Annotated in this window: 23 protein-coding genes and 1 pseudogene; 21 read left to right on the top strand and 3 right to left on the bottom strand. The window is 73.9% G+C overall.

Features of this window, described 5'->3' with window-relative positions; translation table 11 throughout:
• The first annotated feature begins 52 nt into the window (after positions 1-52).
• The gene (locus AB0E77_RS31665) at positions 53-610 is read left to right on the top strand and encodes a YbjN domain-containing protein (protein ID WP_361577673.1); all 558 of its coding nucleotides are present in this window, start codon (positions 53-55) and stop codon (positions 608-610) included.
• Positions 611-707: 97 nt separating this feature from the next.
• On the opposite strand, the gene AB0E77_RS31660 is transcribed toward AB0E77_RS31665, so the two are convergent.
• Positions 708-1,898: a pyridoxal phosphate-dependent aminotransferase gene (locus AB0E77_RS31660; protein WP_361577670.1), complete on the bottom strand. Its 1,191-nt coding sequence runs from the start codon at positions 1,896-1,898 to the stop codon at positions 708-710.
• Between the two features lie 175 nt (positions 1,899-2,073).
• Here AB0E77_RS31660 and AB0E77_RS31655 point away from each other — a divergent pair, with 175 nt between their 5' ends.
• The 20 genes from AB0E77_RS31655 (at position 2,074) to AB0E77_RS31560 (ending at position 22,618) form a co-directional block, all read left to right on the top strand.
• The gene (locus AB0E77_RS31655; protein ID WP_361577667.1) at positions 2,074-2,379 is read left to right on the top strand and encodes a hypothetical protein; all 306 of its coding nucleotides are present in this window, start codon (positions 2,074-2,076) and stop codon (positions 2,377-2,379) included.
• A gap of 394 nt (positions 2,380-2,773) precedes the next feature.
• A complete protein-coding gene (locus AB0E77_RS31650; RefSeq protein ID WP_361577664.1) occupies positions 2,774-3,310 on the top strand; it encodes a DUF2617 family protein in 537 nt (178 codons plus the stop codon).
• Positions 3,311-3,641: 331 nt separating this feature from the next.
• Positions 3,642-5,213 carry a polyamine aminopropyltransferase gene (locus AB0E77_RS31645; protein ID WP_361577702.1) on the top strand — a complete coding sequence of 524 codons (1,572 nt, stop codon included), beginning with the start codon at positions 3,642-3,644 and terminating at the stop codon, positions 5,211-5,213.
• Positions 5,214-5,475: 262 nt separating this feature from the next.
• Positions 5,476-6,648, top strand: a complete 1,173-nt coding sequence (locus AB0E77_RS31640; protein WP_361577661.1) for a sensor histidine kinase — start codon at positions 5,476-5,478, stop codon at positions 6,646-6,648.
• Positions 6,645-7,391, top strand: coding sequence for a response regulator transcription factor (locus AB0E77_RS31635; protein WP_361577659.1), 747 nt, complete (start codon positions 6,645-6,647; stop codon positions 7,389-7,391). Before AB0E77_RS31640 ends, AB0E77_RS31635 begins: the two co-directional genes overlap by 4 nt.
• Positions 7,392-7,446: 55 nt before the next feature.
• A complete protein-coding gene (locus tag AB0E77_RS31630; protein ID WP_361577656.1) occupies positions 7,447-8,229 on the top strand; it encodes an SRPBCC domain-containing protein in 783 nt (260 codons plus the stop codon).
• Between the two features lie 175 nt (positions 8,230-8,404).
• A complete protein-coding gene (locus tag AB0E77_RS31625) occupies positions 8,405-9,193 on the top strand; it encodes an aldose 1-epimerase (protein ID WP_361577653.1) in 789 nt (262 codons plus the stop codon).
• A gap of 10 nt (positions 9,194-9,203) precedes the next feature.
• Positions 9,204-9,752, top strand: a complete 549-nt coding sequence (gene pyrE, locus AB0E77_RS31620) for an orotate phosphoribosyltransferase (protein WP_361577650.1) — start codon at positions 9,204-9,206, stop codon at positions 9,750-9,752.
• A 144-nt stretch (positions 9,753-9,896) separates the two neighbouring features.
• On the top strand, positions 9,897-10,928 hold the full coding sequence (gene fbaA / locus AB0E77_RS31615; RefSeq protein ID WP_361577648.1) for a class II fructose-bisphosphate aldolase: 1,032 nt from the start codon (positions 9,897-9,899) through the stop codon (positions 10,926-10,928).
• Positions 10,929-11,014: 86 nt separating this feature from the next.
• On the top strand, positions 11,015-11,428 hold the full coding sequence (locus AB0E77_RS31610) for a DUF3151 domain-containing protein (RefSeq protein WP_361577645.1): 414 nt from the start codon (positions 11,015-11,017) through the stop codon (positions 11,426-11,428).
• Positions 11,429-11,567: 139 nt separating this feature from the next.
• Complete coding sequence (locus tag AB0E77_RS31605; protein WP_361577642.1) at positions 11,568-12,383, top strand: tryptophan 2,3-dioxygenase; 816 nt, start codon at positions 11,568-11,570, stop codon at positions 12,381-12,383.
• The gene (gene kynU / locus AB0E77_RS31600; protein WP_361577639.1) at positions 12,376-13,635 is read left to right on the top strand and encodes a kynureninase; all 1,260 of its coding nucleotides are present in this window, start codon (positions 12,376-12,378) and stop codon (positions 13,633-13,635) included. The genes AB0E77_RS31605 and kynU overlap by 8 nt, the downstream gene beginning before the upstream one ends.
• A 210-nt stretch (positions 13,636-13,845) precedes the next feature.
• Complete coding sequence (locus tag AB0E77_RS31595) at positions 13,846-14,739, top strand: alpha/beta hydrolase (protein ID WP_361577636.1); 894 nt, start codon at positions 13,846-13,848, stop codon at positions 14,737-14,739.
• A 210-nt stretch (positions 14,740-14,949) separates the two neighbouring features.
• Entirely contained in the window at positions 14,950-15,939 is a 990-nt protein-coding gene (locus AB0E77_RS31590) for an alpha/beta hydrolase (protein ID WP_361577633.1), read from the top strand.
• A complete protein-coding gene (locus tag AB0E77_RS31585) occupies positions 15,932-17,137 on the top strand; it encodes an acyltransferase (RefSeq protein WP_361577630.1) in 1,206 nt (401 codons plus the stop codon). Before AB0E77_RS31590 ends, AB0E77_RS31585 begins: the two co-directional genes overlap by 8 nt.
• Positions 17,130-18,545, top strand: a complete 1,416-nt coding sequence (locus AB0E77_RS31580) for a sensor histidine kinase (RefSeq protein ID WP_361577628.1) — start codon at positions 17,130-17,132, stop codon at positions 18,543-18,545. Before AB0E77_RS31585 ends, AB0E77_RS31580 begins: the two co-directional genes overlap by 8 nt.
• The gene (locus AB0E77_RS31575; protein WP_361577625.1) at positions 18,542-19,228 is read left to right on the top strand and encodes a response regulator transcription factor; all 687 of its coding nucleotides are present in this window, start codon (positions 18,542-18,544) and stop codon (positions 19,226-19,228) included. The genes AB0E77_RS31580 and AB0E77_RS31575 overlap by 4 nt, the downstream gene beginning before the upstream one ends.
• 119 nt (positions 19,229-19,347) lie before the next feature.
• On the top strand, positions 19,348-20,697 hold the full coding sequence (locus AB0E77_RS31570; RefSeq protein ID WP_361577622.1) for a histidine kinase: 1,350 nt from the start codon (positions 19,348-19,350) through the stop codon (positions 20,695-20,697).
• Entirely contained in the window at positions 20,694-21,359 is a 666-nt protein-coding gene (locus AB0E77_RS31565; RefSeq protein ID WP_361577619.1) for a response regulator transcription factor, read from the top strand. The genes AB0E77_RS31570 and AB0E77_RS31565 overlap by 4 nt, the downstream gene beginning before the upstream one ends.
• A gap of 47 nt (positions 21,360-21,406) precedes the next feature.
• Positions 21,407-22,618: a cytochrome P450 gene (locus AB0E77_RS31560; protein ID WP_361577616.1), complete on the top strand. Its 1,212-nt coding sequence runs from the start codon at positions 21,407-21,409 to the stop codon at positions 22,616-22,618.
• 146 nt (positions 22,619-22,764) lie between these two features.
• On the opposite strand, the gene AB0E77_RS31555 is transcribed toward AB0E77_RS31560, so the two are convergent.
• The gene (locus tag AB0E77_RS31555) at positions 22,765-24,387 is read right to left on the bottom strand and encodes an ABC transporter permease (protein WP_361577613.1); all 1,623 of its coding nucleotides are present in this window, start codon (positions 24,385-24,387) and stop codon (positions 22,765-22,767) included.
• Positions 24,384-24,566: pseudogene (locus tag AB0E77_RS31550) on the bottom strand (ABC transporter); the annotation flags it as partial. The gene AB0E77_RS31555 and the pseudogene AB0E77_RS31550, both read right to left, overlap by 4 nt.

Genomic DNA, 24,566 nt, shown 5'->3' with positions numbered 1-24,566 from the left:
CCCCTCCCCGCATGGGGGAGGATGGTGTGATCCGTACGAAGGGAAAAACACGGTGAGCATCGACCCGTCCTCGATTCCGAACTTCGGGGGCCAGCCCGAGCCGCAGCCCCAAGGACCGGCGGGCCCCGTCGTCCCGGATCAGGACCTCGTGAAGCAGCTCCTCGAACAGATGGAGCTCAAGTATGTCGTCGACGACGAGGGTGACCTCGCGGCGCCGTGGGAGCAGTTCCGTACGTACTTCATGTTCCGTGGCGAGGGCGACCAGCAGATCTTCTCGGTCCGGACGTTCTACGACCGGCCCCACAAGATCGACGACAAGCCGCAGCTGCTGGAGTCGCTCGACGACTGGAACCGGCGCACCCTGTGGCCCAAGGTGTACTCCCACACCCACGACGACGGCACCGTCCGCCTGATCGGCGAGGCGCAGATGCTGATCGGCATGGGCGTCAGCCTGGAGCACTTCGTCTCCTCGACGGTCAGCTGGGTGCGCGCCGCCATCGAGTTCGACCGCTGGCTGGTGGAGCAGCTCGGCCTGGAGAAGGAGGTCGACGGCGCGGAGAAGGCCGACGGCGTCGAGAAGGCCGAGGGCGACGACGAGGGCGGCGAGTAGTCCGCACCCCGCGTACAGGGGAGCCCGGCCAGGGCACCGGCCGCCGTCAGGGGCCGCGTGCCGGGGCCGGGCTCTCGCCGTTCCCCCCGGGGCCTCGTCAGCCCCGCAGCGTCTTCAGCCGCCGTACGGCCTCCTCCAGGACCGGCGTCTGCTTGCAGAACGCGAACCTGACGAAGGGGGCGCCCTCCTCCCGGTGGTCGTAGAAGACCGCGTTGGGGATGGCGACGACGCCCGCGCGTTCCGGCAGGCCGCGGCAGAAGGCGAAGCCGTCGCTCTCGCCGAGGGGCCGGATGTCGGTGGTGACGAAGTACGTCCCGGCGGGGCGGTAGACGCCGAAGCCCGCCTCCTCGAGGCCGGCGGCGAGGACGTCCCGCTTGGCCCGCAGGTCCGCGCGGAAGTCCGCGAAGTAGGAGTCGGGCAGCGCGAGGGCCTCGGCGACGGCGTACTGGAAGGGGCCCGAGGCCACGTAGGTCAGGTACTGCTTGGCCGAGCGGACCGCGGTGACCAGGGCGGGCGGGGCGGTGATCCAGCCGACCTTCCAGCCGGTGAACGAGAACGTCTTGCCGGCCGAGCTGATCGTCACCGTGCGCTCGCGCATCCCCGGGAAGGACGCCAGCGGGATGTGCTCGGCGGAGTCGAACACGAGGTGCTCGTACACCTCGTCCGTGACGACCAGCAGGTCCCGCTCCACGGCCAGCTCGGCGATCGCCGCGAGCTCCGCGCGGGTCAGGACGGTGCCCGTCGGGTTGTGCGGGGTGTTGAGCAGCAGCAGCCGGGTGCGGTCGGTCACCGCGTCGCGCAGCTCGTCCAGGTCGAGGCGGAACGTGCCCTCGTGCGGGCGCAGCGTCACCGGCACCCGCGTGCCGCCCGCCATGGCGATGCAGGCGGCGTACGAGTCGTAGTACGGCTCGAGCGCGATGACCTCGTCGCCGGGTTCCAGCAGGGCCAGCAGTGAGGCGGCGATGGCCTCGGTGGCACCGGCGGTGACCAGGACCTCGGTGTCCGGGTCGTAGGACAGGCCGTACCGCCGCTGCTGGTGGGCGGCGACGGCGGTCCGCAGCTCGGGGACGCCCGGGCCCGGCGGGTACTGGTTGCCGCGCCCGTCGCGCAGGGCCCGTACCGCCGCCTCCCGGATCTCCTCGGGGCCGTCGGTGTCGGGGAAACCCTGGCCCAGGTTGATCGCCCCGGTCTTCACGGCCAGGGCGGACATCTCGGCGAAGACCGTGGTCCCGAACTCGGCGAGCCGGCGGTTGAGGAAGGGGCGTGCGCTGGAGGTCATGGCCGCCATCCTGCGCCGAACCTCTGGAGTTCCTCAACTCTGCTTTGGGGCGCGGCGGGTGAGGGCATCCCCCGATCACGCAACGAGCATCAACGAGCTTCAGGAAAGCGGGGCGCCCGACGGGGGGTTGCTTCGGGGGAACTTCCGGGCGCGAGCCCGGAGGAATCGGAAGGAGGGTGACGCCATGGTCTTCGGCATCATCCTGGTCGTCATCGTCGCTGTGATCGTCGTCGCCGCGATCGCCTCGGGCGCGCGGAGCGGTCCCACCGCCGGGCGGGCGCGCGGCGGCCGGGGTTCGCGGTCGCGCGGAAGCTACAGCAGCAGCAACAACAGCTGGTGGGCCGGCGGGGGAGACGGGGGCTCGTCCTCGGGCGGGCACCACCACGGAGGCCACTCCTGCGGCAGCGGTTCGTCCTGCGGAGGCGGCTCGTCCTGCGGAGGCGGGTCGTCCTGCGGGGGAGGGGGCGGCGGATGCGGTGGAGGCAGCTGACACGGGGCAGCTGAGCTCCTGCCAGGGGGAACCGCATCCGCTCCGGGGAGCCCGCACCTGGGTCCGGGCCCCGGCCCCCACGAGAGCGCCCGCCGGGTATCGCGCCCGGCGGGCGCTCACACACACCGGCGCACGTCGAGCGGGCCGGGCGCGCGCCTTGGTTGAACAGTTGAGCTGTGTACCCCCCGAGGGATGGAAACACCACGAAGTTGGGTAAAAACGCTGTGGTGCCGCCACGGTTCATGATTGCCTCTCCCTCGTCAACGCAGCTCCCGGGACGACTTGTTGACTCCCGCCAGACCGGCCGAACGGGCTGCCCGGGCCGCCTCCCCGACAATGACCGGGGTGCGTCGGCCCACACCTTCCTCTCCTTGTGTGCTTGCGGAGCCGATCCATGCTCACGACCCTGAACACCGCCTACACCGACACCCGCGCCGCCGACCTGGCCTGGGCCCTCGGGCGCGAACCGCTGCCCGCGCTGGCCAGCCTCGACATCGAGCTGACGGGGGCAAAGCTCCAGCTGAGGCTCCTCGGCGCCTCCCACCAAGTCCTGCTGGAGGAGGCGCGGGGCACGTGTTCGGAGACGGTCGCGTGCATCCCGGGCAGCAGCACCCCCCTCCCGCTGGGCGTGGCCAAGCGGGTGGGCGACTGGGAGTACGAGTTCGCCGCCCGCGTGGAGCTGCTCACGCCGGGCTCCTTCGCGGGCCGGGCCCAGGAGCTGCTCGCCCTGGTCGCCGACCATCCGCACGGGCTGGCGGGCGTCTTCCCGGGCAGCCCGCACGCCTTCACCGCGCTGCTCGCGCACCGGCACGAGGGGCAGGTGCACTGGCGTACGTGGCACGCCTATCCGCAGGACGGCCAGCTGGTGGCGACCCGGACCCGGGTCGGTGCCCGGGTGCCGGCGCGGGAGCTGAGTACGTCCGGGGCGTGACACCGATAAACCTGTGGGGCCCCGGGCGACACGAGTTTCACACGTGTGGGTGACGAGACGCAGCCGGGGAGTGACGTAACGTCACTGCGTGATCGAACCGCACGCTCCCGCTCCGCCCGGCTCCCCGCCGTCCCGGGTCGGCGTGGCCGGGCCGGGCACCCGGATCGGCCCGGACGGCCTCGACGGCCCGGACGGCCCTGATGGCCCCGGTGGCTCGGGCAGCCCGTCCGGCTCGGGCAGTCCGGGCGGTCCGGACGGCCGCGGCGCCGGTCCCGGCGAGCCGGACGGACCGGGACCGACGGGCCCCGGGAGAGCAGGGAACACGGTCCGGCTGCCCGTCCGGCCCGGCACCGGGCGGTTCCTCGTCCTCGCGGGCGTCTTCGTCTGCGCGGCCTGCGGACTCGTGTACGAACTCGAACTGGTCGCCCTCGCCTCCTACCTGATCGGCGACTCGGTCACCCAGGCGTCCGTCGTCCTGTCCGTCATGGTCTTCGCCATGGGCATCGGCTCGCTCGCCGCCAAGCGGCTGCGCCGGTTCGCGGCGGCCGGATTCGGCGCGGTCGAGGCCGTCCTCGCCCTCGTCGGCGGCTCCAGCGCCATGGCGCTGTACGCCGTCTTCGCCTGGACCGGTGGCTGGGGCGGCCTGTGGTCCGACGGCCCGCGCGTCCTCCTGGTCGCCTTCTCGCTCGCCATCGGCCTGCTGATCGGCGCCGAGGTGCCGCTGCTGATGGAGCTGATCCAGCGCATCCGCCGCCAGGACGCGGGCGGCGCCGTCGCCGACCTGTTCGCCGCGGACTACGTCGGCGCCCTCGTCGGCGGCCTCGCCTTCCCCTTCGTCCTGCTGCCCTTCCTCGGCCAGCTCACCGGCGCGCTGGTGACCGGCACGGTCAACGCGGCCGTCGGCGCGGCCCTGGTCCTCGGCCTGTTCGGGCGGGACCTGACCCGCCGGTCCCGCTGGCTGCTGGTGGTCGCCAACGTCCTCGTGCTCGCCGTCCTCGCCTCGGCGACCGTCCTCTCCGACGACTTCGAACGCGCCGCCCGGCACGCCGTCTACGGCCAGGACGTCCGCGTGGCCGTCCGCACCGACGTGCAGGAGGTGGTCCTCACCGGCGGCTCCGACGGACGGTCCCTCCACCTCTTCCTGGACGGCCGGCTGCGCGTCAGCGGCAGCGACGAGCGCCGCTACCACGAGGCCCTGGTGCACCCGGCCATGACCGGACGACACGCGCGCGTGCTGATCCTCGGCGGCGGCGACGGCCTCGCCGCGCGGGAGGTGCTGCGCCACCCGGACGTGCGCCGCGTCGACCTCGTGGAAATCGACCCGGGCCTCGCCCGGCTGGCCCGGCACGACCCCGGCCTGTCCACGCTGAACGAGCACGCCTACGGCGATCCGCGCCTGCACGTCACCGCCGCGGACGCCTTCCACCGGCTGCGCTCGACGCCCACCGCCACGTACGACGTGGTGATCTCCGACCTGCCCGACCCGGGCATCACGGCCAGCACCAAGCTGTACTCGCAGGAGTTCTACGGCCTGCTGCGGCGGGTGCTCGCGCCGGACGGACGGCTGGCCGTGCACGCCGGACCGGTCTCCTCGCGGCCCGAGTCGTTCTGGACGGTGGACGCGACGCTGCGCGCGGCCGGACTGCGGACCGTCGCCTACCGCGTCGGCGGTCGCGACACCGGCTTCACCGCGGGCCCCGACCGGGCGGCCGGCACCTCCCGCGCCCCGCGGGACTGGGGCTTCGTCCTCGCCGCCCGCACACCCCCCGGTCTGCGCCTCGACCCGGCGGCTCCCCGCCCGCACACCCTCACCGAGCGGTCCCTGGCCGAGGCCGCCCGGTCCGCCGCCCGCACGCGCGTGCCCGGCCTGCCGCCGTCCACGCTGGTGCATCCGCGGTACTGAGCCCGCCGGGCCCCCTTCGTCCAGGCCCCCTCCGTACGGTCTCCGCGCGGCGGCCCGGGCCCTCCCCCGGGCCGGGACGGGCCGCCGTTCCCCCCTGCGGATCGTTCGCACCGAGAACCTACGGCCGCCCCGCCCGCCCCCGAATCCCGCGGAGGGTGGATACCGGGGCCCACCCGGCGCGGTAGACGCGTGGTTCCTGCAACTTCCGCGGTACGGCGAAAGGATGACGCCGCCGCCCGGCGAGCGGACTTACCCTGCGGCAATGCGCCTGCACCCCCTGGCGGCCGACGGCCTGATCGCCGCGGCGCTGACGACCGTGGCCGTCCTGCTCGGCACCGAGGCCGTCGCCCAGGGGTGGCCCGCGCTCGGCCCGCTCGACTGGACGCTCGTCGCCCTGGTGTGTCTGCCGCTCGCCCTGCGCACCCGCGCCCCCGTCACCGTCTGTCTCTTCTCGCACGGCTGCTGGGCGGTCTACATCGCCCTCGGCCAGTGGCCCGTGGTCGGCTCCTTCGGCCCCATGCTCGCCGTCTACACCGTGGCCTCCCTGTGCCCCACCCGTGTCGCCGCCGCCTCGGCCGCCCTGCTCGCCGGTGTCTGGACCGGTGCGGGGATCGTCAACGACGCCGCGGCCATGGCGTCCGTCGTCGGCCAGGCCGTCGGCTTCCCGCTCGTCCTGTGGCGGTTCGGGTACGTCGCCCGCCGGACCGGCGAACTCACCCGGCAGCTCCGCGCCGAACAGGCCGAACGGGCCCGGCGCGAGGTGGCCGAGGAGCGGGTGCGGATCGCCCGCGAGCTGCACGACGTGGTCGCCCACCACATCGCCGTCATCAACGTCCAGGCCGGGCTCGCCCGGTTCGTCTTCCACTCCGACGCCCCCACCGCCCGCACCGCCCTGGACGCCGTCGAGGGTGCGAGCGGCGAGGCCCTCGCCGAACTGCGCCGCATGCTCGGCCTGTTGCGCGCCGATGGCGTCCAAGGGGCGGACGGCGCCCCGGCGCCGGGGCTCGACCAGCTGGACGAGATGGTCACCCGGGTGCGCACCGGTGGCGTCGGCGTCGCCCTGCGCGTCACCGGCGAGCCGCGCCCGCTGCCGCCCGGAGTGCAGCTGTGCGTGTACCGGGTGGTCCAGGAGGCCCTGACCAACGTCCTCAAGCATGCGCCCGGCGCGCACGCCGCCGTCGAACTCGCCTACCGCGCGGGCGAGGTGACGGTGTCGGTGACCGACGACGGCACCGGCGGCGCCCCGCGGGAGGGGGTGGATTCGGACACAATCCGCGAGCGCGGCGGTCATGGCTTGATAGGCATGCGCGAGCGGGCCAAGCTCTACGGCGGGACGATCGTCGTCGGCCCGCGCAGCGAGGGGGGATTCGGCGTGCGCCTGACCCTGCCGACGCCGGTACAGACCGCACGCCGGGGAGACGCCGTCCGGGAATGACCGACGCAGACCGCCCGACCGACCGCGCGACAGACCGCCCCGACGACCGCACGGCGGACCGTCCCATCAGGCTGCTGGTCGTCGACGACCAGTTCCTCGTCCGCAGCGGGCTGGCCGCGCTGCTGCGGGCCGCCCCCGGCATGGAGGTCGTCGGCGAGGCGTCCGACGGGGCCGAGGCGGTGGCGCTGGCCGCGCGCACCCGGCCGGACGTCGTCCTGATGGACATCCGCATGCCCGGCATGACCGGCATCCAGGCCACCGAGCGGATCCTCGCCGAGGCGGTGGACCCCGCGCCGCGCGTCCTCGTCCTGACCACCTTCGACCTCGACGAGTACGTGTACGGCGCGCTGCGCGCCGGGGCCTGCGGGTTCCTGCTCAAGGACGCCGGTCCCGAACGGCTGCTGGCCGCGGTCACCGCGGTGCACGGCGGGGACGCCCTGTTCGCCCCCGCGGTCACCCGGCGCCTGGTGGAGGCGTTCACGCGGACGCCGGAGCCCCCGGACGCCGGACCGCCGCCCGAGCTGTCGCCGCTGACGGGCCGGGAGGCCGAGGTCCTGCGGCTGGTGGCCCGCGGCCTGAGCAACGCCGAGGCCGCCGACCGGCTGTTCATCAGCGAGGCCACGGTGAAGACCCACCTCAACCGCACGATGGCCAAGCTGGGCCTGACCAGCCGGGCCCAGGCGGTGGTGGTGGCGTACGAGACGGGACTCGTGACGCCGGGGGGCGCCGCGGGCGGCGGGTGAGTCTTTTCCGCCGACGGGGGGTGCGCCGGGCGCCTGCTGGGTAGGCTGCGCTGACATGGAGCATGAGGTGTTCGTTCCGGTTCCGGCCGAGCGGCTCAGGGACGTGCTGGCCGACCCCGTGAGGGTCGCCCGGGCGATCCCGGGGCTCCAGCAGGACGCCGGCGCCGAGCCCGTCGCGGGACGGCTGAAGGTGCGCATCGGCAGTCACTCCATCACCTACCGGGGCTCGCTGCACCTGTCCGTGCGCGACGACGGGGCGTACGTCGTGGAGGGCGACGCCACGGAGTCGCGCGGCACCGGCGCGGTCACGCTCGCGCTCGTCCTGCACGTGCGGGACGCCGACGGCGGCAGCACTCTGGCGTTCAGCGGGACGGCCACGGCGGACGGGCGGGTCACGGAACTGCCGGAGGAGTCGGTGACCTCGGCGAGCACCCGCCTGATGACCCGGTTCGCGGAGAACCTGGGCACGACGGCCGCGGAGACGGAACCGCGGCACACGTCGGTCTTCGACACCGAGATCCCCCCGTCGTCCCTGGACCCCGACGCGGACGACGACGCGGCGGTGTCCGGGACCGACGGGGAGGCGCCGGACGCCTCGCGGGTCCCCGCCGGCCCCGAGGCCGCCGAACCCCCCGCCGAGGCCGCGCACGCGCGCCGCACGATGATCGGCCGCAGCGCGGAGGAGGTGGACCACGCCCCGCCCCGCGGCCGCTACGCCCCCGTCCCGGCCCCCCAGTCGAACGGCTCCGGCACCCCCCTGCGCTGGGCGGCCCCGGCGGCGGCACTGGCCGTCGCCTCGGCGATCGTGGTCGGCAGGGCCCTGCGCAAACGCCACTGACCCGCGCCGCGAGCGCCGGCTCTCCCCGGCCCGCCGGCACCACTGGCCGCCCCGGCTGCGGGCAGTCGTGCCTCCCCCCGTGCCTGAACGGCCTGGGAGGCGCCCCGCCGGCGCCGGGCCCCGCGACCCGCCCCGCCCCGGCGTCCCGCCCCCGCGGGGCCAGTAGGGTCGTGACGTGAGCAACGAACCCATCACGCTGACCGCGGGTGACGCGGAGGCGACCGTGCTGCCGGGCAACGGCGGGCGGATCGGCGGGCTCCGCGTCGGTGGCACGGAGCTGCTCCGCCAGGGCGAGCGCTACGGCTGCTTCCCGATGGTCCCCTGGTGCGGCCGGATCCGCGAGGGCCGTTTCCGGGACGGCGCGGCCGTCCACCAGATGCCGCTGAACTCCCCGCCCCACGCCATCCACGGCACCGCCCGCGACGCCGCCTGGCGCACCGCCCGCGTCACGGCCGACGAGGCCGTCATCACGTACGACCTCGTCGACCCCTGGCCCTACTCCGGCCGCGTCACGCAGGTGATCGCGCTCGCCGAGGACGCCCTGACGCTGACCATGTCCGTGGAGACGTACGAGTCGTCCTTCCCGGCGCAGATCGGCTGGCACCCGTGGTTCCACCGCACCCTCGACGGGACGGACGTCGCGATCGCCTTCGACGCCGCCTGGCAGGAGGAGCGCGGCGACGACCACCTGCCCACCGGCAACCGCGTCGACCCGAAGCCGGGACCCTGGGACGACTGCTTCGGCATGCCGGACGGCGTCGACGTGACCCTGACCTGGCCGGGCCGGCTGGAGCTGAGGGTGACCAGCCCCGAGCAGTGGGCCGTGGTCTACGACGAGCAGGAGGCCGCCGTCTGCGTGGAGCCGCAGACCGGGCCGCCCGACGGCCTGAACACCCTCCCGCGCCTGGTCACGCCCCTGGAGCCGCTGGAGGCCACGACGACCTGGAGCTGGCGTCGCCTTTAAGCTGGCGTACATGACGGACGTACGCGGCGCGCTGCTGCAGCAGATCAAGGACAAGGCCGTGGTGCACGGCAAGGTGACCCTCTCCTCGGGTCTGGAGGCCGACTACTACGTCGACCTGCGCCGCATCACCCTGGACGGCGAGGCCGCGCCGCTGGTCGGGCAGGTGCTGCTGGACCTGACCGACGACCTCGAGTTCGACGCGGTCGGCGGGCTGACCATGGGCGCCGACCCGGTCGCCGCGAGCATGCTGCACGCCGCCGCCGTGCGCGGCAAGCGCCTGGACGCGTTCGTCGTCCGCAAGACCGCCAAGGCGCACGGTCTGCAGCGCCGCGTCGAGGGCCCGGACATCAAGGGCCGCCGCGTCCTCGTCGTCGAGGACACCTCCACCACCGGCGGCTCCCCGCTCACCGCCGTCGAGGCCGTGCGCGAGGCCGGCGCCGAGGTCGTGGCCGTGGCGACGATCGTCGACCGGGCGACGGGCGCCGCCGAGAAGATCCAGGAGGGCGCGGGAGTGCCGTACCGGTACGCCTACGCCAAGGACGAGCTGGGCCTGGACTGAGACCAGGGGCCGAGACGGGACCGGGGTCCGCTCGGGTATTCCCGTTTCGTCTGGAAGGATGGGGCCGACGATGACGTCGCCCCCAGTCCTAGGTCAGGGCCATAAGCAACAACACGCCCACCCGCACATACAAGGAGCGGACAGATGCCCATCGCAACTCCCGAGGTCTACAACGAGATGCTGGACCGGGCGAAGGCAGGAAAGTTCGCCTACCCGGCCATCAACGTGACCTCTTCCCAGACGCTGCACGCGGCCCTGCGCGGTTTCGCGGAGGCGGAGAGCGACGGCATCGTCCAGATCTCCACCGGCGGCGCCGAGTTCCTGGGCGGCCAGCACAACAAGGACATGGTGACCGGCGCCGTCGCCCTCGCCGAGTTCGCGCACATCGTCGCCGAGAAGTACGACGTCACCGTCGCGCTGCACACGGACCACTGTCCCAAGGACAAGCTCGACACCTACGTGCGTCCGCTGCTCGCGGTGTCCGAGGAGCGCGTCAAGGCCGGCCGCGACCCGCTCTTCCAGTCGCACATGTGGGACGGCTCGGCCGAGACGCTGGCCGACAACCTCTCCATCGCCACCGAGCTGCTGGAGCGCGCCCGCGCCGCCAAGATCATCCTCGAGGTCGAGATCACCCCGACCGGCGGCGAGGAGGACGGCGTCTCCCACGAGATCAACGACTCCCTCTACACCACGGTCGACGACGCGGTCCGCACCGTCGAGGCGCTGGGCCTGGGCGAGAAGGGCCGCTACCTGCTCGCCGCGTCCTTCGGCAACGTGCACGGCGTGTACAAGCCGGGCAACGTCGTGCTCCGCCCGGAGCTGCTGAAGGAGCTGAACGAGGGCGTCGCCGCCAAGTACGGGCAGCCCGCGGGCAGCAAGCCGTTCAACTTCGTCTTCCACGGCGGCTCCGGCTCCACCGCCGAGGAGATCGCGACCGCGCTGGAGAACGGCGTGGTCAAGATGAACATCGACACGGACACCCAGTACGCCTTCACGCGTCCGGTCGCCGACCACATGTTCCGCAACTACGACGGCGTCCTGAAGGTCGACGGCGAGGTCGGCAACAAGAAGACCTACGACCCGCGCACCTGGGGCAAGCTGGCCGAGGCCGGCATGGCCGCACGTGTCGTCGAGGCCTGCGGTCACCTGCGCTCGGCGGGCCAGAAGATCAAGTAACGGCCGCGAAGCGTACGACGGGCCCGGCATCCCTGGGGTGCCGGGCCCTCGCACGTCCGCCTCCGGCATGGCGCAGACTTGTCCCCATGGCCATTCACGAGAACCTCCTCGGGGGACCGCCCCCGACCCACCTCCCCGACGACCCCGGGCCGCGCGAGCTGCTGGCGGGCGGCACCTCCGCCACCGACGTCGCCGCGAAGTACCCGACGTCCTCGCTGGCCTGGGCCCGCCTGGCCGACGAGGCGTACGAGCGGGGCGGCGTCGTGGAGTCCTACGCCTACGCCCGTACGGGCTACCACCGCGGCCTGGACGCCCTGCGACGCAGCGGCTGGAAGGGCCACGGCCCGGTGCCCTGGGAGCACGAGCCCAACCGCGGCTTCCTGCGCGCCCTGCACGCCCTCGCCCGCGCCGCCCAGGCGATCGGCGAGAAGGAGGAGTACGAGCGCTGCACGCAGTTCCTGGCGGACTCCTCCCCGACGGCGGCCGAGGTGCTCGGCTAGACGGACGTCTCCGCAGGGCCCGCGACGGGCGGGCCTTGCGGTTTCCTGGGAGCATTGCGGAGGATGCCGTTGGGGACCGGGGCCCCGTGCCGGTAACGGCAGGGCGGACCGCTACCCGTAGTGCCATCAGGAGACAGAAATGTCCCACGACGCCCCGAATCTGGACTTCGAGGGCAGCACGCCGTACGAGGACTACGTCAAGGCGGACGTGCTCACCCACCTCCAGCACACCCTCTCCGACGATCCCGGAGAGATGGTCTTCCTGGTCACGACCCAGGTCATGGAGCTGTGGTTCACCGTCATCGTCCACGAGTGGGAGACCGCGGCCCGCGCCCTGCGCGAGGACCGGATCCCGGTGGCCACCGACGCGCTCAAGCGCTCGGTGCGGGAGCTGGAGGCGCTGAACGCCTCCTGGACGCCGCTCGCGGGCCTCACGCCCGCCCAGTTCAACTCCTACCGCGGTGCCCTCGGCGAGGGCTCCGGCTTCCAGTCGGCGATGTACCGCCGCCTGGAGTTCCTGCTCGGCGAGAAGTCCGCGTCCATGCTCGTCCCGCACCGCGGCGCCCCGCGCGTCCACGCCGAGCTGGAGAAGGCGCTGCACGAGCCGAGCCTGTACGACGAGGTCGTCCGGCTCCTCGCCCGGCGCGGGTACGACATCCCGGACGCCGTGCTCCAGCGGGACGTCACCCGGAAGTACGAGGCGTCGCCCGAGGTGGAGGCCGCCTGGACGGCCGTCTACTCCGGCGACCAGCACGGCGAGCTGGCCCGCCTCGGCGAGGCCCTCACCGACGTCGCCGAGCTGGTGTGGCGATGGCGCAACGACCATCTGGTCGCCACCCGCCGCGCGATGGGCGCCAAGACCGGCACCGGCGGCTCCGCCGGGGTGGCCTGGCTGGAGAAGCGGGCCCGCGGAAACGTCTTTCCCGAGCTGTGGACGGCGCGGTCGTATGTCTGAACTCATGAGTGTGGCCGAGGAGCTGGACGCCGCCGACGCGCTGGCCGCGGTGCGCGAGCGGTTCGTCCTCGACGACGTGACGTACCTCGACGGCAACTCGCTGGGCGCCCTCCCCGCGCACGTCCCCGACCGTGTGGCGGACGTCGTGCGGCGCCAGTGGGGCGAGCTGCGCATCCGCTCCTGGGACGAGAGCGGCTGGTGGACCGCGCCCGAGCGGATCGGCGACCGGATCGCCCCGCTGGTCGGTGCGGCCCCCGGACAGATCGTGGTGGGAGACTCCACGAGCGTCAACGTCTTCAAGGCCGTCGTCGCGGCCGTGCGGATGGCGGGCGGGGACGGTCCCGGCCGGGACGAGATCCTCGTCGACGCCACCACCTTCCCCACGGACGGGTACGTCGCCGAGTCCGCGGCCCGGCTGACCGGATGCACGCTGCGGGCCGTCGCCCCGGCCGAGGTGCCCGCCGCGCTGGGCGAGCGCACCGCCGCGGTCCTGCTCAACCACGTCGACTACCGCACCGGCCGGCTGCACGACCTGCCCGGCCTCACGGCCGCCGTGCACGCGGCGGGGGCGTACGCCGTCTGGGACCTGTGCCACAGCGCGGGCGCCCTGCCGGTCGGGCTGGACGAGCACGGCGTCGACCTGGCGGTCGGCTGCACCTACAAATACCTCAACGGCGGCCCCGGCTCGCCCGCGTTCCTGTACGTGCGCCATGACCTACAGGACCGCTTCGACTCCCCGCTGCCCGGCTGGAACTCGCACGCCGAGCCCTTCGGCATGCGGCCCGCGTACGCCCCGGCCCCCGGAGCGGTGCGCGGCCGGGTCGGCACGCCGGACATCCTGTCCATGCTCGCCCTGGAGGCGTCCCTCGACGTGTGGGAGGGGGTGTCCGTCGAGGCGGTGCGCGCCAAGTCCCTCGCGCTGACGGACTTCTTCCTGCGCTGCGTCGGAGAGTACGTCCCCGAGGGGCGGGTCGAGTCCGTGACGCCGGCCGCGCACGCCGAGCGGGGCAGCCAGGTGGCGCTGCGCTGTTCCCCCACTCTCGAATTCGCTCGAGCGGGAGGGGCCCCCATCGCGGGCGACGTCATGCGGCGGCTGATCGAGCACGGGGTGGTGGGCGACTTCCGCGCCCCTGACCTGCTGCGCTTCGGGTTCACCCCGCTGTATGTCGGCTTCGCGGACGTGGAGCGGGCGGCGCGGGTGCTGGCGGAGATCCTGGCGGAGGGTGCGGAGGATCCGGCGCCGGCGGGGTGAGGCCGGCCCGGGTCCGCTGACGCGGGCGGCGCCGGGCGGCGGGACGGCCTCCCGGCGCCGCCGGGACGGCAGGACGGACCCTCGGCGCCGCATCTCACCCAGCGTGACATCCCCGTGTCCGCGCACGTCACCGGCCTGATAACGTCCCGCCGACGGCCGATTCCCATCACCCGGTCCGCCAACACCGTTTCGTCGCTGAGAGGTTGGAGCATGCCGGACGCCGCCGCAGAACCGGGCACCGCTGCCGTGCGGAACGCCGCGGAGGAGGAGTCGGCCTTCTCGCACCCGGCCGTGGAGCCCGACAGCACCGCCGCGTACGGCGACCATCCCGACCAGGTCATCGACTTCTACGTCCCGCGCGGCACGGGCGGGCCGGGTACGCCCCCGCCCGTCGTGACGGTCCTGCACGGAGGCGCGTGGCGGGCTCCGTACGACCGGCGCCATGTCAGTCCGTTCGCCGGCTTCCTGGCCGGCCGGGGCTTCGCCGTGGCCAGCGTCGAGTACCGGCGCGGGTCGCGGGACGGGGCCGGGGACGACCCGGTCGCGGGGCGCTGGCCCGACACCTTCGACGACGTCGCCGCCGCGCTGGACGCCCTGCCCGCGCTGGCCGGGCGGCATCTGCCGGGGGCCGACGCGCGCCGTACGGTGCTCACCGGCCACTCGGCGGGCGGCCACCTCGCCCTGTGGGCGGCGGCCCGGCACGTGCTGCCCGCCGACGCGCCGTGGCGGCTCGACCGCCCGCCGTCCCTGCGCGGCGTGGTCGCCCTCGCGCCGATCGCCGACTTCGAGGTCGCCGGGAAGCTGGACGTGTGCGGGGGCGCGGCGCGGGAGCTCCTGGGCGGCGAGGAGCACTACGCCGCCCGCCGGCCGTACGCAGACCCGGCCCTGCTGCTGCCCACCGGCATCGCGACCACCGTCGTCCAGGGCCGTGCCGACGTGGACGTCCCGCAGGCGGTCGCCGAGGCGTACGCCGACGCGGCGGCGCGGGCCGGTGAGGTGGTGGGCGTGACGCTCCTGGAGGACGTCGGCCACTTCCCGCTGATCGACCCGGTGGCGGACGCGTGCGCGGTGGTGGCGGAGGAGATCGCCCAGCTGGCGTGGTGACGGGCTTTGCGGTGGTGCTCCTCCGGTCGGTCCGGTCGCTTCGGTCGGTCCGGTCGGTCCGGTCGGTCCGGACGGGCGTCATGTCAGACCCGTAGTACCTGAGAGCTACGTCGCGAATGAGCTCTCCGGCGGGACGCCGGTTACCCCTCCCGATTCATAACTTCCTTCCCAGGCGGGCCTGATGAGCGGGTGCGCGGGAGGGGAGCGGTCATGGGGCCAGGTTCGGCGGGGCGTTGGCGGCAGCGCGTGAGGAGAGGCCTCAGGGCCGCACTGGCGGCACTCGTGGCCGGTGCCGTGGCGTTCCCCCTCTCGGCCGCTGCGCGACCGGAGATACCGGCCCCGCCCCCCGCCGCACTCGCCGCGCCGACGGCGGACACGCTGGCGTCCGTCTACGCCGCGAACCGGGCCAACGCGGCCGAGGCGGCCCGGCTGGCCGACGCCCACGGCGACCGTCACCGCGCGGCGGCGGACCGCGCGCTGGCCGGCCCCTCCCGGCAACTGCTCGCCTTCGACGGCCGGGGCGCCGGCCTGGCCACGGAGGTCTTCGGCGACCTGGCCCACGCCGACCGGGTCGCCGTCCTGGTCCCCGGCTCCGACACCGGCCTCGACACCTACGGCCGGTTCCGCGCCGCCGCCCTCGCCCTGCACAGGCAACTCCTCGCGCAGGCGCCGGACGGCACCCGTACGGCGGTCGTGGCCTGGCTCGGCTACCGGACGCCGGGGACCGTCAGCACCACGGTCGCCACGACCGGCCGCGCCGACGAAGCCGCCCCGAAGCTGCGCGGCCTGCTCGACGACCTGCGCGGCGTCACCGGCCCCCGCGCCCGCGTGGCCCTCCTGTGCCACTCCTACGGCTCGGTCGTCTGCGCCCGCGCCGCCGCCGACCTGGACGTCGCCGACATCGCCCTGGTCGGCAGCCCCGGCACCGGCGCGGACTCCGCCGCCGACCTGCGCACGAGCGCCCGGATCTGGGCGGCGCGGGGGGCCGACGACTGGGTGGAGCACATCCCGCACGCGAGCGCCGGGCTGTTCGGCACGACCGTCGGCTTCGGCACCGACCCGGTCTCCCCGGACTTCGGCGCCCGGGTCTTCGACGCCGGCGACGGCGGCCACAGTGACTACTTCGATGCGGGTTCCCTCTCCCTGACGAACCTGGCCAGGATCGCCCTGGGCGAGACCACGGAGGTGACCCGTGACTGACGTGACCTCGGCGTACCCGCGCGGCGCCCTGCGCGCTGCCGCCGCCCGCATCGACGCGGCGACGCCCGCCTCCAGGGACCGCGCGGTCGACGGGCTGCGTGCCCTCGCCGTCCTCGGGGTGGTCCTCGGCCACTGGCTGGTGACGGCACTGGTCTCCGACGGCGGCGGCCTGCACACCGCCAGCCCCCTGCGGCACCTGCCCCGGCTGGCCCCGGTCTCCTGGGCCTTCCAGACCCTCGCCGTGTTCTTCCTGGTCGGCGGGCACGTGGCCACCCGCGGCCGGGCCGCGGCCCGCGACCGGGGCACACCGTACCGGCGGTGGCTGGCCGCCCGGCTGGGCCGGCTGTTCCGGCCGGTCGTGGCCGTCCTCGCCCTGTGGGCGGTGACGGCGGCCCTGCTGCTCCTGACGGGCGCCGACCACGGGACCGTGCACACGCTGGTCAAACTGGCCCTGTCCCCGCTGTGGTTCCTGCTGGTCCTCGCCGCGCTGACCGCGGCGACGCCGCTCCTGGCCCGGCTGCACCCGCTGTGGCCGCTGGTCGTCGTCCTCCATGTCGACCTGCTGCGCTTCGGGCTCGGCGGCCCGTCCTGGCTCGGCTGGGTCAATCTCGCCGCGGGCTGGGCGGTGCCCTACACCCTCGGCGCCGCCTGGACACGCGGCGAGCTGGAGCACCGCAGGGCGGGCTGGGTCCTGCTCGCCGGAGGCACGGCGGTGACCGCGGCCCTCGTCGCCTGGGCGGGCTACCCGGCGTCCATGGTCGGCGTCCCGGGCGCCCCCGTGTCCAACCTCAATCCGCCGACGCTGGCCGCCGTGACCTTCGGCCTGGCGCAGTGCGGCCTCGCCCTGCTGCTGCGGGAGCGGCTGCGCCGTGCGCTGCGGCGGCCGACGGCCTGGGCGGCGGTGGCAGTGGTCAATCTCTTCGCGATGACGATCTTCCTGTGGCACCAGACGGCGATGATGGCGACCACCGCCACCGGCCTCCTCGCGGGCCGGCTGCCCGGACTGCACACGCTCCCCGACGGCCTGGACTGGGTCGCGGCCCGGCTCCTCTGGCTGCCGGTGTTCGCCCTGTTCCTTGGCGTGTGCTGGGCGGCGTTCCACGGTTTCGAGCGCGGCGACGGCCGCCGCCGCTCACGGGTCGTCCGCAGGCACCGCCCGCGGTCCCGGGCGACGACGAAGGGAGTGCGGCATGTCTAGGCTGGACGGCGTGACGACAGGGGGCAGCGAGCGCGCGGCCGGTACGCGCTGGTGGTGGGGAACACTGCGCGACGACCTGTGGACCACGAAGGTGGACCCGCTGCCGCCGTCCACATGGCTGCGCTGGCTGCCGCACGGGATCGTCTTCCTGGCCGCGCTGGGCGTGCTGCTCGGCGACGCGGCCCAGCTCGGCGACAACGGCGGACTCGACGGGGAGTTCGCCTTCCTGGTCGCCCTTGGCCACAGCGGCGCGATGGTCCTCGCCCTGTGGCGGCCGGTCCCGGCGTGGTGGCTGTCCCTGGCCGCCATGCTGGTGGGGGCGGCAGCGGTGCGCGCCGTGATGGACGACGGGTACAAGTTCACCTGGCCCTGGACGGCGGCCGGGCTCATCGCGCACCTGTTCGTCCTGCTCCTGCTCGCCCTGCGGGTCCGCACCCGGGTGTCGCTGGAGGCGCTGGGTCTCACGGCGCTCGTCACGTACGTCGTCCAGGGCCTGGTCGGCGCGCGCAACTACCAGCCGACCGGCCAGGTCGCCGTCGTCCTGTTCGCGGTGGTCGTCGTGCTCGGCATCGCCCTGCGCGGCCGCCGCGAGGCCCGGACCCAACTCGCGGAGCAGACCTCGCTCACCGCCGAGGAACGCGCCAGGCGCACCCTCCTGGAGGAGCGCAGCCGCATCGCGCGCGAGCTGCACGACGTCGTCGCTCACCACATGTCGGTCATATCCATCCAGGCCCAGGTCGCCCCCCACCTCGTGGAGAACCCTTCGGACGAGCTGAAGGAGAACCTCGAGGGCATCCGGGAGAACGCGCTGGAGGCGCTGACCGAACTGCGCCGCGTCCTCGGCGTGCTGCGTTCCGAGACCCCCGACGTCCCGGGGACGACACCCGATCGCGGCGGCACCGCCCCGCACGCCCCGCAGCCCACCCTCGACCGGCTCGGCGCGCTGGTGGAGAACACCCGGGCCGCCGGGCTGACCGTGACCGTCGAGCAGGAAGGCCGGCGCAGAACGCTGCCGCCCGGCGTGGAGCTGTCGGCGTACAGGATCGTGCAGGAGGCCCTCAGCAACGTCCTGCGGCACGCGCCCGGCGCGACCGCCCGGGTCCGCCTCGTGCACCTCCCGATCGGACTGCGCGTCGACGTCACCAACACGCGGCCCACGCGGATCCCGGCGCCGTCGCAGGGGGCGGGGCACGGGCTGCTCGGCATGCGGGAAAGGGCGGCGATGCTCGACGGCAGCCTGAGAGCGGAACGACTGCCGGACGGCGGCTACCTGGTGTCGGCCTTCCTGCCGACGGACGGTGACCCCGACCGCCCCACGGACGACTCCCCGCACGACGCCGCCCACGACATCCCGCATCACTCCACTCATCACTCCACTCATCACTCCCCCGAGGACCGCACCCCATGACGACCGGCAGGGACGGCCGCGTGATCCGCGTGCTGATCGCCGACGACCAGCAGATGGTCCGGCAGGGCTTCACCGTGCTGCTCAACACGCAGCCCGACATCGAGGTGGTCGGCCAGGCGGTGGACGGCCTGGACGCCGTGGCCAAGGTCGCCGAACTCGCTCCGGACGTCGTCCTGATGGACATCCGCATGCCCGAACTGGGCGGCATCGAGGCCACCCGGCGGATCACGGGGACGACCCCGGAGATCAGGGTCCTGGTGCTGACCACCTTCGACCTCGACGAGTACGTGTACGAGGCGCTGCGGGCCGGCGCGTCGGGGTTCCTGCTGAAGGACGCCTCGGCCGATCAGCTCGCCGAGGCGGTCCGGGTGGTGGCGGCCGGGGACGCGCTGCTCGCGCCGGGCATCACCCGGCGGCTGCTCACCGAGTTCTCCCGGCTGGACGACCGGCCCCGCGCCCCGCTGAAGGAACGGGTCGCAGGGCTGACCGAGCGGGAGACGGAGGTCCTGGCCCTGATCGCACAGGGCCTGTCGAACGCGGAGATCGCCACGCGGCTGGTCGTCGCCGAGCAGACCGTCAAGACGCACGTGGGCCGGATCCTGGTGAAGCTGGGGCTCAGGGACCGGACGCAGGCGGCGGTGTTCGCGTACGAGTCCGGGCTGGTGCGGCCCTCCGGGTACTGAGGAAGGCACGGGGGATGCGGCTCGTAGTACCTGAGAGGGACGGCGTACCTGAGGGGGACGGCCGAGGACCCCTCTCATTGGTGACGACGCGGTACTCCGCCCCCGCCTACCTTTGCCATGTGACCGAGACGACCCAGACGCGGACCACGTTCTCCGGAGACGGGAGCGGGACGCGCAGCCCCGAGTACCGGCTGGCCGCGAACGCCCTGAGCGGGCTGCGCGAGGCCCTGTTCCGTGACGCCTTCGCCCACCGCCCACTGCCTCGCCCGGCTGCGGACGGTCCTATGGTGCGCCGCCTCCCGGCCCGGCTACGCCCCCATGTGGCCCGGGTGCCGTACATGGTGGTGTCCTTGGCCGCCCTGCTCTGCTTCTGGGGCGGCTCGGTCGCCAGCGGTACGTCCGACGGTGTGCCGGCGCTGGTCTCCGGCCTGCTGTGCGCGATCCCCGTGCTGGTCACGCTGGTCCGTCCCGTCGGCGCCTTCTGGATGTCGATGGCGGCGACCCCGCTGGTCGCGGTGCTCGGCAGCAGCTGGGGGGACTGGCCGTGGCTGCCGGGCACGTTCCTGTGCCATCTGACGGTGATGATCATCGTGGCCATACGCACGCGGCCCCGCACCGCCGCCTGGATGTGGGTGCTGACCGCGGCCTACGGCTTCCTCGTGGAGACCCTGTTCGGCGCCGGCCACTTCAACACCAACTCCGCACCGCTGCTCACCATCTGCGCCCTTGCCCTGCTCGCGATCTCGCTCTGGCACATCCGCCGCGACGCCCGGCAGGAGGTGACCGCGCAGCGGACGGTCACCGCGCACGAGCGCTCCCGGCGCACCCTGCTGGAGGAGCGGACCACCATCGCCCGCGAGCTGCACGACGTGGTCGCCCACCACATGTCGGTGGTCGCCATCCAGGCCGAGGCCGCGCCGTACCGGGTGGAGAACCCTCCGGAGGAGCTGGAGCGCGCCTTCGCCACCATCCGGGAGAACGCGGTGGCGGCGTTGACCGAGCTGCGCCGCGTCCTCGGTGTCGTCCGCGCCGAGGACTACGAGGCGCCCGACGCCCCGCAGCCCACGCTCGCCGACCTGGACGCGCTGCTCGCCAATGTGCGGGACGCGGGTCTCACCGTGGACAAGGCGGTGACCGGCGCGGTGCGCGAACTGCCGCCCGGCGTGGAGCTGTCGGCGTACCGGATCGTGCAGGAGGCGCTGAGCAACACCCTGCGCCACGCCCCCGGCGCGAGCGCCCGCGTCGAGGTCTCCTACGTCCTGGGCGGACTGGGCCTGAGAGTCGTCAACGGCCCGATGCCCGAACCGTCCCTGGTCAAGCCCTCGCCCGGCGCGGGGCACGGGATCACGGGCATGCGCGAGCGCGTCTCGATGCTCAACGGCGAGATGACGGCGGGCCCCGCCGACGACGGGGGATACGAGGTGGCGGTGTTCCTGCCGGTCACCGTGCAGACCGAAGGTGACGCATGACCATCCGGGTACTGATCGCCGACGACCAGATGATGGTCCGCGAGGGCTTCTCGGTCCTGCTCAACGCGATGCCGGACATCGAGGTCGCCGGCGAGGCGGTCAACGGCCGGGAGGCGGTCGACAAGGTCCGCGAACTCGCCCCGGACGTGGTCCTGATGGACATCCGCATGCCGGAGCTGAACGGCATCGAGGCCACGCGGGAGATCGTCGCGGCGGACCGGGCGGCGAAGGTCCTGGTCCTGACCACCTTCGACCTCGACGAGTACGTGTACCAGGCGCTGCGCGCGGGCGCCTCCGGCTTCCTCCTCAAGGACGCCTCGGCCCGCCAACTCGCCGACGGTGTGCGTGTGGTGGCCGCCGGCGAGGCGCTTCTCGCCCCCTCGGTCACCAAGCGCCTGATCACGGAGTTCTCCAAGCTGTCCGACGGCCCCCGCCTGATGCCCTCGGCCCAGGCGGCCTACGGCGACCTCACGGAACGGGAGACGGAGGTGCTGGTCCTCATCGCCCAGGGCCTGTCCAACGCGGAGATGGCCGAGCGCCTGTTCGTGGCCGAGTCCACCGTCAAGACCCACGTCAGTCGCATCCTGGTCAAGCTGGGCCTGCGCGACCGCACCCAGGCGGCGGTCTTCGCCTACGAGGCCCGGCTGGTGACGCCGGGCTGACCCGGCGACCCTGGTCAGGGGTGGCCGGGCCACGCTAGCGTCCGTCCATGGCTGCCTTCGACCCGTGGGACGCGGACTTCGTCACCGACCCCTATCCCGCCTTCGCCGAGCTGCGGGCCCGGGGACGCGTGCACTACTACGAGCCCACGGACCAGTGGCTGGTCCCGCACCATGCGGACGTCTCGGCGCTGCTGCGCGACCGACGCCTGGGCCGCACCTACCAGCACCGTTTCTCGCACGAGGACTTCGGTCGCACCCCGCCCCCGCCGGAACACGAGCCGTTCCACACCCTCAACGACCACGGGATGCTGGATCTGGAGCCGCCGGACCACACCCGTATCCGGCGCCTGGTGTCGAAGGCGTTCACACCGCGCACGGTGGAGCGGCTGCGGCCGTATGTGCACGGGCTGGCGGACGACCTCGTGGCCCGGCTGGTCGCGGCGGGCGGCGGCGATCTGCTGACGGACGTGGCCGAACCGCTGCCGGTCGCCGTGATCGCCGAGATGCTGGGCATCCCGGAGTCCGACCGCGCGCCCCTGCGCCCCTGGTCGGCGGACATCTGCGGGATGTACGAGCTGAACCCGTCGGAGGAGACGGCGGCGAGGGCGGTCCGCGCGTCGCTCGACTTCTCCGAGTACCTGCGCGGATTGATCGCCGCCCGCCGCAAGGAGCCGGGCGACGACCTGATCTCGGGTCTGATCGCGGCGCACGACGAGGACGACGACCGCCTCACCGAGCAGGAGATGATCTCGACCTGCGTCCTGCTGCTGAACGCGGGCCACGAGGCCACGGTGAACGCGACGACCAACGGCTGGCTTGCCCTGTTCCGCAACCAGGACCAGCTGGCGGCCCTGCGCGCGGACCACTCCCTCGTCCCCTCCGCCGTGGAGGAACTGCTGCGCTACGACACCCCGCTCCAGCTCTTCGAACGCTGGGTGCTGGACGACATCGAGATCGACGGGACGACGATCCCGCGTGGCGCGGAGATCGCGATGCTGTTCGGCTCCGCCAATCACGACCCGGCCGTCTTCACCGCCCCGGACCGCCTCGACCTCGCCCGCCGCGACAACCCGCACATCTCCTTCAGCGCCGGCGTCCACTACTGCATCGGCGCCCCGCTGGCCCGCATCGAACTGGCGGCCTCGATGACGGCCCTGCTGCAACTGGCCCCCACCCTCACCCTGACCGCCGAGCCGACCCGCAAGCCCAACTTCGTGATGCGAGGCCTGGACTCACTACCGGTGGGCGTGCAGCCGTGAGCCCGCGGGCAAGTCGTGCCTCCCCCAGTACCTGAACGGCCTGGGAGGTGCCCCCGGGCGGCACGAGTGGGCGCTGGGGCACCCTCCGGGGACACCCCCGCACCGCCGGGCAGCGCACTCACCCCGCCCCAGCTTCCGACGACGGGTCACCCCACGACATCCCGCCGCCGCAACCCCGCGAGCCCCACCCCCACCAGCGCCCCGGCGAGCAGCACCAGCACCACCACCGGCGGCCAACTCATCGCACCCCCCGGCACCTTCGGCAGATGCCCGAAGGGCGACAGATCCAGCACCACCCCCGGCACATCCAACGCAGGCCCGACCCACCCGATCAGCAGCACCGCCCCCGCGACCCCCCACGCCGCGACCGCCCCCCGCGGCAGCACCCCGTGCAACAGCACCGCCACCCCGCCGATCACCCAGACCGCGGGCACCTGCACCAGGCACGCCCCGAGGATCGCCCCGGCGTCCCGGCCGTATCCCGCCGCGAAACCGAGCCCGGCGAGCAGCATGATGAGGACGGAGCCGCCGAAGGCGATCACCAGATGCCCGGCGGCCCACCGCAGCCGGCCCACGGCCCCCGCGAGCACCGGCTCCGCCCGCCCGGACGTCTCCTCGCCGCTGAGCCGCAGCACCGACGCCACCACGTACAGCGCGGCGATCATCCCGAGCATCCCGACCATCGCCGAGACGAACGCGTCGGTGACCCCGGCCCGCCCGCCCATGCGCTCGATGATCTCGCGGGCCTGCTCGCTGTCACCGACCAGATCGGCCGCGCCCTCCGTCAGCCCGCCGTAGACCACCCCGGCGAGGAAGAAGCCGATGCTCCAGCCGAGGACGCCGCCCCGCTGCAGGCGCCAGGCCAGCGCACCCGCCGTCCCGAGGCGCCCGGCGGCCGGTCCGTGCCGGGTCGGCAGGAAGCTCATGCCGAGGTCGCGGCGCCCGGCGAGCCCGTAGGCCACCACCCCCTGCGCCACCGTCGCGCCCGCGATCAGCAGCAGCACCCACCACCGTTCCCCGGCGAAGGCCCGCAGGTTCTCCAGCCAGCCCAGCGGTGACACCCACGTCAGGACCGACGAACCGTCGTCCGTCGCCGAGTCGCCCGCGGCACGCAGCACGAAGGCGACGCCCAGTACCGCCCCCGTCAGCCCCCGGGCCAGCCGCGCGCTCTCCGTCAGCTGGGCGACGACGGCCGCGGCGGTCGCGAAGAGCATCCCGACACCCGCGACCCCGAGCCCGAGGGCCAGCGCACCGGACGTTCCCCGTCCGGCGAGCCCGACGGCGATCAGCAGTGCCAGGGCGGCGTTGGCGACCGCCGACGCGAGCAGCGCCGCCGTCAGCGCGGCGCGGCGGCCGACCATACCGGAGGCGACGACCTCCTGCCGCCCGCTCTCCTCCTCGTCGCGGGTGTGCCGTACGACGATCAGCAGGCTCGTCACGGCGGCGAGCGCACCGGCGTACAGGCCGACGCGCCAGGCGGTGAGCGCGCCGATGCCGTCGTCGAAGACGGGGCCGACGAGCGCCCGCAGCGAGGCGTTGGTCTCCATCTGCCGCATCAGGTCGGCGCGTTCGGCGGCCGTGCCGTACAGGCCCTCGAGGGTGCCCGGCATGGAGAGCACCATGAGGGCGTTCACGGCGACCCAGACGGGCATCATCACGCGGTCGCGGCGCAGGGCGAAGCGCAGCAGCGTGCCGGTACCGGCCAGCTGCCGCGAGCCCCCGGTGCGGGCCGCGAACACCGCACCGGCGCCGGCGTCGGTGGCCGTCATCGCGCCGCCACCTCCACTCCGGAGACCGCGTCGTCGGCCTGGTAGTGCCGCAGGAACAGTTCCTCGAGGGTCGGCGGCGTCGACGTCAGCGACCGCACGCCCGCTTCGCTCAGCGACCGGAGCACGGCGTCCAGCTTGTCGGTGTCGACCTGGAGCCGGACCCGGTTTCCCCGGACGTC

It is taken from the genome of Streptomyces sp. NPDC032940 (genome assembly GCF_040636935.1).
GTDB lineage: Bacteria > Actinomycetota > Actinomycetes > Streptomycetales > Streptomycetaceae > Streptomyces.
This window is presented reverse-complemented; position numbering and strand designations above follow the sequence as displayed.